This is a genomic window from Bartonella sp. AP20NXHL (genome assembly GCF_042196165.1).
GTDB lineage: Bacteria > Pseudomonadota > Alphaproteobacteria > Rhizobiales > Rhizobiaceae > Bartonella.
Map to the genome: position 1 here is coordinate 49,041 of NZ_JBHIPV010000009.1, position 14,346 is coordinate 63,386.

Genomic DNA, 14,346 nt, shown 5'->3' on the forward strand with positions numbered 1-14,346 from the left:
CAACAACTTTCACGCAACAAAGCACCAACAAGCGATTTTTTATTGCCCCACCTCTTTGCACCAAAACACGCACCCCTTCTTTTTCGTTAGCAATACTGATTAGATGATCAATTTTTTCTCACACCCTAAAAGCACCAACAACTTTCACGCAACAAAGCACCAACAAGCGATTTTTTATTGCCCCACCTCTTTGCACCAAAACACGCACCCCTCTTTTTTCGTTAGCAATACTGATTAGATGATCAATTTTTCCTCATACCCTAAAAGCATCAACGACCTTCCTGCAACAAAGCACTATCGACCTTCCTGTAACAAGGCAATTTATAATTATCCATGGTAACCACTGGGGATAAGTCTTAGATATGTATTAAAACTTCCATCGTTGATTGAACTTAATCTGCGTCTTTGCGAATGACGACAATAACCAAGCCGTTAATCCAGCTCTTGAATCCATTGATATAGGATAATCCCGCGCGCCTTCCTTTAGCTCCCACACAAAAAAACGCTCTGAGCGTCCTCTTCTCAAGAGGAAGCCCCCTTTATTCTTCTTCATCACTTTTCTGTGGAGGAGGCGGTAAAATATAAGAGCCTGAAAGCCAACGATTAAGATCAATGGCTCGGCACCGTGTGGAACAAAAAGGATATGAAGATTTTTGTGACATTTGACCACAAATAGGACAAGGATGCGGAGGACGGGTCTCTTTTTGCAAATTTAGCTCTTTTTGTTCTTGGCGCACCTTTGTCTTCTGCTCGTTCATTAACTTTTCTTCTGTTCCTTTTTTTTCATTTTTTTTCTCTTTTTGTTGCTTTTCACCTTGCATTGAACTTGCCTTACAGTTTTTCTAATGCGTTTCTTCAGCCCAGTGAGTGAAAAGTGGATAGTGATAAGCGATCAAGAGATCGGCTGTTTCAGCCAAAGGCAATCCCACAACATTAGAATAAGATCCCCTGATATAGACAACAAAAGCACCGGCTTTTCCTTGGATAGCGTAGCCACCCGCTTTCCCTTGCCATTCTCCTGAAGCAAGGTAAGCCTTCATCATGGCAGAGGTTAAGCGTCTAAAACGGACACGACTTTCAACCAATTTTACGGTTATTTTTCCATGTTCATTGAGCGCACAAATGGCGCCATAGACCTTATGCGAACGCCCAGAAAGGTATCGTAAACATTCATAAGCCTCATCCTCGCTTTCTGGTTTGGGGAGAATGGTCCGCCCCACAGCCACCACCGTATCAGCCGCTAAGATAATCATTTTCTGTCCAGGTAATTTTTCTTGACCATTCTGCAACTCGTCTTGACCATTCTGACTGTACCAGCGCAAAATCTCTTGGGCTTTCAGCGCTTTTTCTTTTGCCAAACGTTTGGCAAGCTTTGCAGGATGTTCTTTTAATTTTGGTGTTTCATCAATATCACTTGCATAAACCTGCTGCGGATCAATCCCTATTTGTGCCAAGAGCGCTAAACGCCTTGGCGAAGCGGAGGCAAGCACCAAATGAATTTCTTCTGTAAGAGTATCTGCCAAACGTTTTTCCCCCCACTCTCTTATATTTCTCATTTCCACCCCTTCACAATTGACTTCCCTCTCACCCCCCTTTTACGCGGCCCCTTTTTAAGCACCCCCTTTTAAGCACCCCCTTTTAAGCACCCCCTTTTAAGCACCCCCTTTTAAGCACCCCCTTTTAAGCACCCCCTTTTACGCACCCCCTTTTAAGCGCCCCCTTTTAAGCACCCCCTTTTAAGCGCCCCCTTTTACGCACCCCCTTTTAAGCGCCCCCTTTTACGCACCCCCTTTTAAGCGCCCCCTTTTAAGCACCATTAATCTCCTTATCCTTTTTTTGCATTGATTTTACAGTTTTTCAAGGACCTTCAAATACTTCCCTTTTTTCACTCATGAAAAGCAAACTAAAAAACTGTTAAAAAATAATAGAAATAATATGATAGCTTTTAGAAAAAAGTGCAAGCCACCCACGAGGCTACTTATAGCGATATGTAATACGCCCTTTTGTCAAATCATAAGGTGTCATTTCCACCATGATTTTATCACCGGCCAACACCCGTATACGATTTTTCCGCATTCTACCAGCGGTATGGGCAATAATTTCATGATCATTTTCCAGTTTCACACGAAACATCGCGTTAGGTAAGAGTTCAGTAACGATACCAGAAAATTCTAAAACTTCTTCTTTTGACATAAACAAACATTTCCTTTACAGTGCACATATTTTGTTAAGCTGCGCGTTATTTCCAGCGTTCATACCCTATTTTCTTAAGTTTGTGAATAAAAATTCCACAAAAAGGGAAAGGTTTTTCAAGTTTACTCTCTCATGTTCTCAAAAAACATCACCTCACACCTTAAGAATCAAAACTTTCTCTCCACCAATTTTACCCGCTAATTTCCTTCAATTTTTATGATGATTTTGGTTTCAGTATGACAAGAAATTACGCTAATTTTTCCCCTAAAGCATTTTCCCAATACCTCTGACTAATCCCTCCACAACTTACAAACAATCCTCCTCCCTCCAACTTTTCCTCACCTTCCGCCTTCCACACCTTAAACATGCGCCCTTCAAATAAACACCACTCCCCACACCAAAAGCCCCCTCCTTTTTTCAAAACCTTGTCCATTCTTCACACACCATTCACAACATGCTTCACCGCCCCCCTCCACACTCTATGTATTCCCGTACACCCTTGCCCCATTTTCCCTCTCTCCACACATTTCCTCTAAGCCACTCCTTTCATTTATGTTGCTCTCCCTACCTTCGAAAACACGATCCCCATACATTGCGTATCATTAACCACAACGCCCCTAACAACATAAAGCCTTTCCTTTTTCACGAATATACGTTTTCACGCTTTTACAGATTCACAGAATAAAGCCAAATGAAACTTCCACCCATCGCCGCTCTATAAACAATAGTATTAACCCAGCTTCTTGCCTAGCCAATCTCCCCCAAGCACTTCAGATCACCCACCCTCAAACGAGATTATTTCATCAAACGCGACAAAAAAATCCAGCCTAAAATATTCATCACACTCTAAAAAAACACGTTGATAAATTGATATGCCGGATATCACCACCCCTATAAGCTCCCCTTCTAATCATGATTTCGGAGCCGCGTGAGAGGGACAAAACAAGCCGTTAAGTTCTTGGGTCAAGGACGCCGTTAGGCGCCATGTAATGGTCTCCTTGACCTTAAGAACCTAGGATTGTTAGTCCCCTCATTAAACGCGGGTCTGATCTCATGATTTTGGTGAGCGTTCCGGAGAGTTTGAGAGGCGGAAAGCCTCTCATTAAAAAATAAAGTTTATAAATAAAAACTATTTTTATTTGCCAATCTTCTGAAATTACTTTATCACTTAAAGTGTAAGTTTGGTCGTATACGCAACGACCAATAGGGAGCTAAAAGCCCGAAAGCTTAATACATAAATTTATCCCGCATTGCGAGTATCCCGGAATTCCGGGAGATTTTGCTATGTCCAGGTGCGATGAGCACTAAAAGCAAAAAGCTGATTTAGGTTCAGTATTTTTGACTCCCGGAATACCAATGCGAGGGCGCTCGCAACCGGAGGGGGGCTTGAAGTGCAAACCAAAAATCCAAATTTTATCGACATTTTGATAGCAAAAAAACGCGATTTATAATCCATATTTCGCACTTTTTTAAAAAGTACCCAATCTTATAGTCTTTGAGATTATTTTGATTTTTCTTGCCAATCTCCTGAAATTACTTTATTGATAAGCACGTGTTTTTGATCGTCCACGCAACGATCAAATAGGGAGCTAAAAGCCCGAAAGCTTAATACATAAATTTATCCCGCATTGCGGGTATCCCGGAATTCCGGGAGATTTTGCTATGTCCAGGTGCGTTTCCGCACTAAAAGCAAAAAGCTGATTAAGCTCAGTACTTTTAGACTCCCGGAATACCAATGCGAGGGCGCTCGCAACCGGAGGGGGGCTTGAAGTGCAAACCAAAAATCCAAATTTTATCGACATTTTGATAGGCAAAAGAATTCGTCAAAGAAGAATTGCCATGAGGCTTTCTCAAAAAGCATTAGGAAACTATTTAGGCGTCAGTTTCCAACAAATCCAAAAATATGAAAAAGGCTTCAATCGTGTAAGCGCAGGGTGTTTACTCAAAATCGCCCAAAAACTACAAGTTCCCATGAGCTTTTTTTATGCAGACATTGTGACAAAAGAAGATGTCTCAGTAGAAAAAAATGCCTCACACTATGATCAAGAAACATACAGCGAAAAAGAACATTCACTTTTGAAAAATTTTAGAGAGCTCCAGCCGAAAAAACAAAAAGCAATCTTGTGGTTGATTTCTGATTAAGCAAAAGCACAACAATTACCATTATTCCATTCTATACCTCCTTAAGTAAAACTCAAACCAGCACTCCACACCCTTCCAAATCACGCCATTTTATGGGATATTGATTTTTCTTGCCAATTTCCTGAAATTACTTTATGAATTAGCCTGTGTTTTTTGGTCGTCTACGCAGCGGTCAATAAGGAGTTGGATTCCTTAAAACTTAACACATAAACAATTATGGCTATCCCGGAAATTCCGGGGGCTTTTGTTATGTCCAAGTGCTTTAAGCACTAAAAACAAGAGACTGTTTAAGTTCAGTGAATCCAACCTCCCGGAATACCAATGCGAGGGCGCTCGCAACCGGAGGGGGGCTTGAAGTGCAAACCAAAAATCCAAATTTTATCGACATTTTGATAGGCAAAAGAATTCGTCAAAGAAGAATTGCCATGAGGCTTTCTCAAAAAGCATTAGGAAACTATTTAGGCGTCAGTTTCCAACAAATCCAAAAATATGAAAAAGGCTTCAATCGTGTAAGCGCAGGGTGTTTACTCAAAATCGCCCAAAAACTACAAGTTCCCATGAGCTTTTTTTATGCAGACATTGTGACAAAAGAAGATGTCTCAGTAGAAAAAAATGCCTCACACTATGATCAAGAAACATACAGCGAAAAAGAACATTCACTTTTGAAAAATTTTAGAGAGCTCCAGCCGAAAAAACAAAAAGCAATCTTATGGTTGATTTCTGATTAAGCAAAAGCGCACACAAAGCATAAATCCTCCGCATCATTTTACATTTTACGGATCAACGTTTTGATGCTTCTCCACATTTACAGAAAGCAGCCAAATGAAACTTTCAAATTCCCCTCGCACCACTTTGTAAACATAGGTTTGTCAACAATACAGCTTCTTGCCTAGCCAATCTCCCCCAAGCACTTCAGATCACAACACCACAAAGGATAATGTTGCATCAAACGCGACAGATACGTCCTATTTTAAAATATTCTTGCCCCTTCGCTATCCTAAAGTAAGATCACACAAAGCACCGGTCAATCTCACTTCAAAAGCAACTTTCCCCACCCCCTCTCCCATCAACACAACCCACCTCTTCATCCCAACTCCCCCTTCCCTTCATAAACTCTTCACCCCCACACCCTCTCTCCTCTCTCCTCAACACCCCCACCTCTTCACCCCCACACCCTCCTCTCTCGTCAACACCCCCACCTCTTCATCCCCACACTCTCTTCTCCTCTCTCCTCAACACCCCCCCGCCTCTTCATCCCCCCAATCTTCTCTCCACATTCCATACCATGATAAAATCATACACCACGCATAAAGTCCCAGCTTCCTTTTTTACATATTTCCGTTTTTACGCTTTTACGCATTTACAGAAAGCAGAAAATCTGTAAAAAATGCATTACACAATAACGTATTCAACAACTGTCATTAAAATCTCGCCTCCCTTTTCATCTAAATCCCCCTATTTTCACTTAAATCATAGATATAAACTGCCCTATTATTTGTATTGACCAGCATAAAATTTTTCGACAAATTCTAGCGATCAAAAGGGGTTGTAAGAAGCATTTTACGACTTTTAAAAGAATTTTTATTTACATCCAGTGCTTTTTTGTAACGTAGAAGAGTACATTTAATTAATTGACTATAAGAAAGTTTGAGATGAGAGAAGCTTTTCGTTTTTCTCATTCAACATTCGCAACGATAACTTATCCTTATAAGTCAATATTTTTTCGTAATACAAAACGCACCAAAAGGAATAGACTTGCGTTGCATATTCACACGCTTGTTTTAAAGAAAGATCTCTCAACGCTCATCACACCCATTTCGCAAAACGCCGCCCGTAAAGAAATGGTAAGCCCCCATGAAGTGTATAAAATCCATTCAGCCCCCTTATCTTTACGCTTATGGAGAAACAAGTTTACGCTTATGGAAAAACGAGGCTGGCATCATCACAAAAACTCTGCCAGCTCCCAATGTTGCAGACAGCCTTCGGTTCAAGAGACTCTTCATTAAAGGCATGCCTTTCTTGTACAGTTTTGCCCCACATGCCCCCCGCTTATGATGTACAAGCAAGTAATTTTAATTGATTTAATATAAGAGAACTGGTGATGAGAAATTTTTATTATATTCAGCGAAGTGCTTCACGTTAAAAATGGTTATTTATCATTATAAATCAATATATTAATAAAAAAAGAGGCATCATCAAGACGCTTACCTTTTTCTCAAAAAAGGCTTCACACTGAAAGAAAACATCTAAAAGTTAGATAAAAAAAAAGGTTTGCCTCTAATAAACAAACCTCTGCAGAAAATTATTCACATAACTTTCAAAATTTTAAATTAATTCCTCTAGAAGCAATAAAAACGCTTTAGAAGCACCAAAATGAATACAAAAACTTATTTAACACAATGTTACGAAAAATCAAGAACAAAAATTTTTTATCGTTAATGCTCTAAAAAAACGAGGCTTCTTAACCCACGTGGCTCAGCAGTCCAGGGCTTCTCTACAAACGCCTCCAAGCCAATCAATCCCTTCATCTCTCTCAAAAGACAGCATAAAAGGTGCACAGTACAAGTCTTCGCTAAAAAAATATCAATCGCCAGCGCTCATAAAAGCCAGCGTTAGTATAAAAGATCAGATTATCGAACAATCTTGCTAAAATGTCTTCCCAATAAATAAAAAAGAAGCGGATTTTTAAATATTCCGCCTCTTTAACAATAAAAATTACGATGAGGGATTATTAAACAAATTCGAAACTATGAAGGGAACCAACTTGATAACAACTCATACCTTACAGGATCATCGGCACATTGCCCACCACCACATTCCAGTATGGTAGAAATCAAATTTGCCGCAATCAAAAATACAAATAAGAAACTTGCTGCTTTACTCAAGACTGGAAAAGGAGAAAATTCTTTGAACTTGTGTGCCAATTCGCCTAAAATCATGACAAATGAGACAGCAAAGATACAAAGGACAGAAATAATGAAAGCCCAAGTATAAAAATGCAATCCAAAGAACGTTGAACCGTATCCTAAATCATCGGGTGTGATATGCAAAAACACTTGTCGTGCTGCCACAGCACTGGTTACCATACAACCGAGAATAACCATACCATAATGGGTATTTTTCACCTTATGGTGAATATTGAGCAAGAACCCACAACCTGCCAGTATCAATCCAACGCGCTGCAGCAAACAAAGGGGACAAGGTAACTCAAACTTTACCAATTGATAATAAAAAGCCACCACCAAGACAATGGATAACCCAAAGAGTCCTAGCGTATTCATAAAGATGACGAAGTGAGGGTTTTTTTGTTCAACATGTTCCATGGCTATTCTCTCAAAAAGATAAATTTAAAGTAGAAGTTGCGTGATGATTGAAAGTGAGAAGAATGACAACGAATAAAATTGCCCACAAAGCATAACTTATATTTTTTTTACCACACATAGTCGTTACAGCAGTACCTAAAGCGATTAAAAATGGAAGAAACATAGCTTTTAAATCTCCTTTACATCCGTTGTTTAACTCTTATTTATTTCAGCATTCACCATATTACAAAATTGGGCAAAAAAGAGACCATGGATTTATTATTCACAATTCGTCATTCGCGATTGATATTGCCATTATATTTAAGGGAAAAAACGATATAATCGCTAAGAAACAGATCGCAACAAAAGCGTTAAAAGCACAAAAGCGTTGATTATTCGCTTCCCCTTAATATCAGCCATTGTTAAATATATATTGACAATTATAAAGATTATATCCCCCCACTCACAAAAGAATCACTTGAACAACAAAATAAATAGGCTTTGAAATCGAGAGATATACATCTCTTTATTTCTCAAAAGAATATCCTTATTTCTCAAAAGAATATCCTCACTTTGCAACGCATTTTCGCCATAAAAATCTCTTTTTCTCATAAGCAATGTTTCAAATTGCAACAGATTTTATATCATATGGTGATCTTGTTTATTTTAGCAAATAAAAAGTAAGACATTTTTTTAAAAAACTTATAATCAATGTATTTTTCCCAATATATTTTTCCCTTTTACAATGCCGCAAGCTTAACAGCCTCATGGATCCAACACCACCCCTTAACAGCTCTCCTCAAAATTCATCTCCCCCCAAAAAAAGAAGTGCTTCATGCCTTCAATACTTTAGTTTTTCATCTCTTGGTCTCCCCCTTTAAATTTTTAGCTTTCCACCTTATTTGAAAAATAACTGTTTCTCTGTCATCAATTGGCTTTGCAAAGAGAATATAAAACTTTAAAAAAATAATGATAAAGAATCGCATTGAACCTTTGAAAAGGATAGTGAATGATGAAAAAATCATGTGATGTCGCGATTTTAATGGGGAGCCAATCGGATTGGCAAACGATGTGCCATAGTGCAGATATTTTGACGAGTCTTGGTATTTCTCATAGTTCGCATATTGTCTCAGCACACCGAACTCCTGAACGCCTTTATCAATTTGCAAAAGAAGCAAAAGAAGCAGGGTTTAAAGTTTTAATTGCCGGAGCGGGGGGTGCAGCGCATCTTCCAGGTATGTTAGCAGCCCTTACTCCTCTTCCTGTTTTTGGCGTTCCAGTGCATTCTCATTCTCTTTCTGGTCAAGATTCTTTGCTTTCAATCGTGCAAATGCCAGCAGGGATACCCGTTGGCACATTAGCAATTGGCAAAGCAGGCGCAATTAATGCAGCACTTTTAGCCGCAGCCGTTATGGCCGTTTATGACCATGATCTCGCCCAACGATTAGAAGATTGGCGTCAACAACAAACAGCCAATGTTGCCCAAACGCCTGTAACGGAGGTTTAAAATGGCACCGTTTTTCAACGCCCCCTCAGCCAACACTACTCCCTCAGCCAACACTGCCCCTTCAGCCAACACCACTCTCTCCTCCAACACCGCCCCCTCAGCCAACGCCGCCCCCTCAGCCAACGCCGCCCCCTCAGCCAACGCCGCCCCCTCAGCCAACGCCGCCCCTTCAGCCAACACTACTCTCTCAGCCAACGCCGCCCCCTCAGCCAACACCACTCTCTCTTCCAACACTACTCTCTCCTCCAACGCCACTCCCTCCACCATGTTACCTCCAGGCAGCGTCATTGGTTTAATCGGGGGCGGACAATTAGCACGGATGCTCGCCATAGCGGCCGCAGAATTAGGATTTCGAACCGTTATTTTTTGCCCTGAGGCCGATTGCCCAGCCGCTCAAACAGCAAACAACCATATTGTTTCCTCCTATGACGATACATCAGCTTTAGATCATTTTATTTCTCAATGTGATGTTGTCAGCTATGAATTTGAAAATCTTTCTCTTCAAACGGTTCAATATGTAGAAAAGAGTAAGCCTGTTTATCCTTCTTCCAAAGCATTAGAGATCACGCAAGATCGACTTTTTGAGAAGCAATTTTTGCGTGATCAAGGGATTGGCACCGCGTCATGGCACGCTATTGACAATTCTTCTTCTCTTCTTTCCGCTCTTGATACTTTAGGCGGACGTGGTCTTTTAAAGACGCGTCGTTTTGGTTATGACGGAAAAAACCAGATCAAGCTTGATCACCCCAATGAACAAACCCTTGACGAAGCCTTAAGGACTTTTCAGGAACAGCCTTGTATTTTGGAAGAAATAGTTCCTTTTTTATCGGAAATTTCGGTTCTTTCTGCCCGCACAAAACAAGGGGAACATATTTTTTATGATTGCCCTGAAAACCAACACAAACACGGAATTCTTCATAAATCCTTTGTTCCATCCCATATTCCACTTGACGTGCAAAAAGCAGCTCAAGAAATCAGCTTAACAGTCATGGATGCCCTCGATTATGTTGGTGTTCTTTGTATTGAGTTTTTTGTCTTAACGGATGGTCATCTTTTAGTGAATGAATTAGCGCCGCGTGTCCATAATTCTGGTCATTGGACACAAAAGGCATGCATAACTTCACAATTTGAACAGCATATCCGTGCTATTTGCGGACTTCCCTTAGGCAGTCCCTATCGCCATAGCGATTGCCAAATGACCAATCTTCTTGGTAACAATTTTAGCACGTTAAAATATTTTCTAAAGCAAGAGCACACCTCGATCCATTTATATGGCAAAAGCACTGTTCACCCCCACCGCAAAATGGGGCACGTCATCCAATTATTGGGACCAGCCAACAAATCTTAAGCCCACATACATACAAATGCTTTTTCACACTATCTCCCAATGAACTGAAAAAACAAAGCTTCACCCCACACCGATATCCAGCGGCTTCAACAGCGCCCCTAACCTTTTAATTCGCCCTGAAAGGGCGTGAAGCCCTCCTACAAGCTCCTTCTCTTCCATGCCCCCACCCTCAAAGATACAAAACCACACCAATCAACAATCCAACAGCTCCTCCTCCTTTTCTCAAAAAAGTCCCTCCACGACTAAAAGCAATTCACCAGCCCCCAAGTTCATCACCCCTCCACCTTCCACCGCATAAATATTCCCCCCATAACAAAAGCTTCACCCCACACCGATATCCCGCGGCTTCAACAGCGCCCCTAACCTTTTAATTCGCCCCTGACAGGGCGTGAAAGCTCTCCTACAAGCTCCTTCTCTTCCATGCCCCCACCCTCAAAGACACAAAACCACACCAATCAACAATCCAACAGCTCCCTCCTCCTTTTCTCAAAAAAGTCCCCCCACGGCTAAAAACAATCCACCAGCCCCCAAGTTCATCACCCCTCCACCTTCCACCGCATAAATATTCCCCCATAACATACGCAGCCCCTTCATTTTTCTTTTAATGCCAATCTTTAGGCCTTTTAATTCCAACCTTTAGAGGATAAACTTACCTCTTGCAGCCTATAGAGAGCATTCTAACAATGCGTTCTCATTGCCTCTAGTCTCCCTTCTTGTGTTCATTCTTTCACAAAAGTGCCAAGCGCCGCTCCGCACCACCCCTTGAGTTTCATGTCAAAGATATAATTACAGTACTAAGCTTATCCATCATAGCAATATCCTCTCTCCCCTCATAAGGCGATATTACCTGTGTCGTATTTTCTAGAGCTTGAAGCGTCTCTCCTTATTTCATTTCGCAATAAAGCTTAAAATAGCAGATAAACATACAACTACACACCGAAAGAAAACCGTAAATTTAGCTTACACTCTAAAACAACAACCGTTTAAAATATCACTCACTTTAATATCTGTAATATTTGTCACCTTCGTTATGTCTATCGCCTTCGTTCTTTCCCCTATAAAATTACGTTATTCAAATTTGAGCGCCTAACCGCGCTCAAGGACGAAGATTCCTGTGCCGATCTGTCAACAATCAAGCTTTTCTTAAGTAAATTCAACCGGCTAAACACTTCAATATTAAATGCCTCTTCGCCTGTAGTTTAGTGATAAAATATAATTGTACTCACAAAACGAATCTTTTATACAGCGGCATGAAAAATTGTACATGCCTCATAATAATAAAAGGAAGATGCGCTACAGACGTAGCAAGTCATTCGTATTATAATTATAACAAGTACAGAAATCTTTTTTCATTTCATAAAAATAGTCTGAGAAACTGAGTTATTCGCTTTATCAAAAAACAAAACCCTCAAGAAACAAACGAATATCAACATGACAAAACCAAACCTATCAAATGCATCACCAAAAGAACAAAATGATACATCTTCTCAATGGGACTTAGTCCTCGATATCCAAAAAGAAGTTAAGGAAACATTAAAGGCTGGTGTTGTTTCACTGAGAGAGTTTATATTCATAATTTTTATAAGCGTCTGTTTATACATTTTCCTCTCAATATTAGGCAGTGCGGATAAACCTCAGATGAATGTAGCAACTGCAATCGGGCTGATATGCGCATTAATTCTGTACGGTTCGATACCAATCTTTTTGGTGCTACGGATCATAGTAAAGAAGAAACTGAAAAAAGTAATGAAACAACTAGACGAAGCGGTTGCTAATCAAAATACAATAAGGAGAGAAAATGACTGAAGCTATAATATTAGGGCGCATTCTAGGGATCATTGTCGGTTGTGCAATAATAACATTATCCGTTTGGCTTGTTTATTCTACCATTAAATATCGAAAACTGTACCGTAAAGCGCTTACAGGACTAAACTTAGCAATTCAAAAATGGAATAAAGAAATTAATAAATAAAAAAAATCGTGAAAAACGTGGTATTAAAATACCATAATCCTTATTTTCATATTTCTAGACGTATTTAATGTGATTCCCAGTTATTGAAGGCCCATATTGAGGGTATGAGATTTTTCATAAGGGGACGTTTGAAACTATAGGCACGGCGTACACAAATACAAGAAACAATTCCAACGGCGCCCCCTCTTCCCCCACTTCAAGCATTTCAGCCAGCGCACGCACCTGACAGGGCTTCACGAGCCCCCAAAAACAAGCCTCTTGCGTTTTAAGAAGCCCCCCTTGCCCTTAACGACAAAAAAACCACACCACTTCAACAATCCAACGACTCAACAGCGCTCCTGATCTTTCAACACTCCCTAACAGAGCTTATTTGTTTAAAGCTGAAAAGGCTTTTACTTTTTTCCACTCTTTTTGCTTTTTTGTGTCCTTTTTTTACGAGAAAATTTTTACCTTCAAGGCAACCATTAACACACCCTAAGGAATTTGTAAGGGATATACCCTTGACAAGAATAAGACTTCTTGTTAAATCTCTCCTACTTTTTTGCAATTTTCACTTATCGTTGTGCTAATGAAGTGTGTTAATGCGTACCTTAAGAGTGCGCTTTTCTTTTTGTGATCACAGTGAAAAAGTGTATCGTGTGATGTTATAATGCAAGTACGATATCGCAATGCAATGCTCATAGAGTAAGCAGTCTATTGGGGTTGTGGTATTATATTTTAGTGTTGTATTATAGTATTATAGTGTTGTGTTACGTAAACTATTTAAACGGTGAATATGATGAAAATTAAAAATTCGCTTAAAGCACTAAAAGAGCGCCACCGTAACAATCGTTTGGTGCGTCGTAAGGGTCGTGTTTATATTCTGAATAAAACGAACCCACGTTTTAGAGCACGTCAGGGCTAATTCTTTTAGGGCTAATTTCTTTAAGGTCAATGTTTTTATGCCTACTTTTATTGTAGGCTTAAAAATTTTTTCTTGCGTTTTTTTGGTTATAAGTCCGTTGATTACAAGTCTAGTATTTGATAATATTTGGTGATTTATCTTTTGGGGGCTTGTTTTTATGGATTCTTTTATTTTTTTAAAAGCCTTTCGATTTTTTCAGCTGCGTTTTTTCTGTATTTTTCAGCGCGCGTTTTTTCTTTTTTTTGTTGGCGTTTTTTGTTTTGTTCCCTCGAGCTATGGGCAAAATCCTCCTTCTCTTCCTGAAGATCGGCCTTCTCCACAATCGCTTTTACCGTTAGATGATCTTATTCCCAATTCTCCTCCCCCTTCCTCAACGCCCTCCGATTCTGATTCCTCGGCGGTTATTCTTGAAGATCTTGACAAAGAGCAGCTTTCCCATGTTGACAGAGTTAAGCAACGCAAAGAAGCAGAAATTTCACGTTTACTCAAAGAATTGAAATATTGTGCTGATGTTGCTAAAGCGAAAAAGATCAGTCAACAACTTCAACATTTATGGTCCCAATCGGGGAGTGAGACGATTGATCTTTTAATGTCATGGGCTGAAAATGCACTCAACAGCGATGATTATGGACTTGCGCTTGATTATATTGACAATGCTCTTGCACTTTTACCTACTCATTCTGAAGCTTGGGTAAGGCGTGCTTGGATTCACATTCAACTGAACGATTTCAAGCTTGCCCTGCTTGATCTCAACCATGCTCTTGAACTTGAGCCGCGCAATTATAGTGCTTTTTTTGAACTTGGCGTTGTCATGGAAGCAACGGAGCGTCCAAAACTTGCTCTTAAAGCTTATGAAACAGCATTGGATTACTATCCACAAATGCGCAGAATTCAAAAACGCGTGCAAGCTCTGTTAGACGAACAATCACCCCAAGCTCTTTAAAACCATTCAAGAACAAGACACTTTACGGCATCCTT

General features: G+C 40.0%; 15 protein-coding genes. 9 read left to right on the forward strand and 6 right to left on the reverse strand.

Annotated elements, in window-relative coordinates; genetic code table 11:
* Positions 1–539: 539 nt before the first annotated feature.
* The 4 genes from yacG to ACFILL_RS06360 all read right to left on the reverse strand — a co-directional run bounded on the left by yacG (position 540) and on the right by ACFILL_RS06360 (position 2,626).
* Positions 540–821: a DNA gyrase inhibitor YacG gene (gene yacG / locus ACFILL_RS06345; protein ID WP_273790829.1), complete on the reverse strand. Its 282-nt coding sequence runs from the start codon at positions 819–821 to the stop codon at positions 540–542.
* Between the two features lie 21 nt (positions 822–842).
* Positions 843–1,556 carry a Maf family nucleotide pyrophosphatase gene (locus tag ACFILL_RS06350; protein ID WP_273790830.1) on the reverse strand — a complete coding sequence of 238 codons (714 nt, stop codon included), beginning with the start codon at positions 1,554–1,556 and terminating at the stop codon, positions 843–845.
* A gap of 418 nt (positions 1,557–1,974) precedes the next feature.
* Positions 1,975–2,193 carry a translation initiation factor IF-1 gene (gene infA, locus ACFILL_RS06355; protein ID WP_004857577.1) on the reverse strand — a complete coding sequence of 73 codons (219 nt, stop codon included), beginning with the start codon at positions 2,191–2,193 and terminating at the stop codon, positions 1,975–1,977.
* A 247-nt stretch (positions 2,194–2,440) separates the two neighbouring features.
* Positions 2,441–2,626 carry a hypothetical protein gene (locus ACFILL_RS06360; protein ID WP_375643503.1) on the reverse strand — a complete coding sequence of 62 codons (186 nt, stop codon included), beginning with the start codon at positions 2,624–2,626 and terminating at the stop codon, positions 2,441–2,443.
* 1,337 nt (positions 2,627–3,963) lie between these two features.
* On the opposite strand from ACFILL_RS06360, the gene ACFILL_RS06365 reads away from it, so the two are divergent.
* The 3 genes from ACFILL_RS06365 to ACFILL_RS06375 all read left to right on the forward strand — a co-directional run bounded on the left by ACFILL_RS06365 (position 3,964) and on the right by ACFILL_RS06375 (position 6,341).
* Complete coding sequence (locus ACFILL_RS06365; RefSeq protein WP_375637695.1) at positions 3,964–4,335, forward strand: helix-turn-helix domain-containing protein; 372 nt, start codon at positions 3,964–3,966, stop codon at positions 4,333–4,335.
* 356 nt (positions 4,336–4,691) lie between these two features.
* Positions 4,692–5,063, forward strand: coding sequence for a helix-turn-helix domain-containing protein (locus ACFILL_RS06370; protein WP_375637695.1), 372 nt, complete (start codon positions 4,692–4,694; stop codon positions 5,061–5,063).
* 924 nt (positions 5,064–5,987) lie between these two features.
* Positions 5,988–6,341: a hypothetical protein gene (locus ACFILL_RS06375; RefSeq protein WP_375643502.1), complete on the forward strand. Its 354-nt coding sequence runs from the start codon at positions 5,988–5,990 to the stop codon at positions 6,339–6,341.
* 741 nt (positions 6,342–7,082) lie between these two features.
* Here the strand turns inward: ACFILL_RS06375 and ACFILL_RS06380 are convergent.
* Both ACFILL_RS06380 and ACFILL_RS06385 read right to left on the reverse strand, forming a co-directional pair.
* Positions 7,083–7,658, reverse strand: a complete 576-nt coding sequence (locus ACFILL_RS06380; RefSeq protein WP_375631463.1) for a disulfide bond formation protein B — start codon at positions 7,656–7,658, stop codon at positions 7,083–7,085.
* A 10-nt stretch (positions 7,659–7,668) separates the two neighbouring features.
* The gene (locus ACFILL_RS06385) at positions 7,669–7,821 is read right to left on the reverse strand and encodes a DUF5993 family protein (protein ID WP_273790835.1); all 153 of its coding nucleotides are present in this window, start codon (positions 7,819–7,821) and stop codon (positions 7,669–7,671) included.
* A gap of 825 nt (positions 7,822–8,646) precedes the next feature.
* On the opposite strand from ACFILL_RS06385, the gene purE reads away from it, so the two are divergent.
* The 6 genes from purE (at position 8,647) to ACFILL_RS06415 (ending at position 14,311) form a co-directional block, all read left to right on the forward strand.
* Positions 8,647–9,144, forward strand: coding sequence for a 5-(carboxyamino)imidazole ribonucleotide mutase (gene purE, locus ACFILL_RS06390; RefSeq protein WP_273790836.1), 498 nt, complete (start codon positions 8,647–8,649; stop codon positions 9,142–9,144).
* A gap of 265 nt (positions 9,145–9,409) precedes the next feature.
* Positions 9,410–10,492 carry a 5-(carboxyamino)imidazole ribonucleotide synthase gene (locus ACFILL_RS06395; RefSeq protein ID WP_375631461.1) on the forward strand — a complete coding sequence of 361 codons (1,083 nt, stop codon included), beginning with the start codon at positions 9,410–9,412 and terminating at the stop codon, positions 10,490–10,492.
* A 1,431-nt stretch (positions 10,493–11,923) separates the two neighbouring features.
* Positions 11,924–12,298 carry a hypothetical protein gene (locus tag ACFILL_RS06400; RefSeq protein ID WP_273790838.1) on the forward strand — a complete coding sequence of 125 codons (375 nt, stop codon included), beginning with the start codon at positions 11,924–11,926 and terminating at the stop codon, positions 12,296–12,298.
* Positions 12,291–12,464, forward strand: coding sequence for a hypothetical protein (locus ACFILL_RS06405; protein ID WP_273790839.1), 174 nt, complete (start codon positions 12,291–12,293; stop codon positions 12,462–12,464). The genes ACFILL_RS06400 and ACFILL_RS06405 overlap by 8 nt, the downstream gene beginning before the upstream one ends.
* A 778-nt stretch (positions 12,465–13,242) precedes the next feature.
* Positions 13,243–13,368 (forward strand): type B 50S ribosomal protein L36, encoded by a 126-nt coding sequence (gene ykgO, locus ACFILL_RS06410; RefSeq protein ID WP_004863016.1) that lies wholly within the window; start codon positions 13,243–13,245, stop codon positions 13,366–13,368.
* 157 nt (positions 13,369–13,525) lie between these two features.
* On the forward strand, positions 13,526–14,311 hold the full coding sequence (locus ACFILL_RS06415) for a tetratricopeptide repeat protein (RefSeq protein ID WP_375631458.1): 786 nt from the start codon (positions 13,526–13,528) through the stop codon (positions 14,309–14,311).
* The last annotated feature ends 35 nt before the right edge of the window (positions 14,312–14,346 follow it).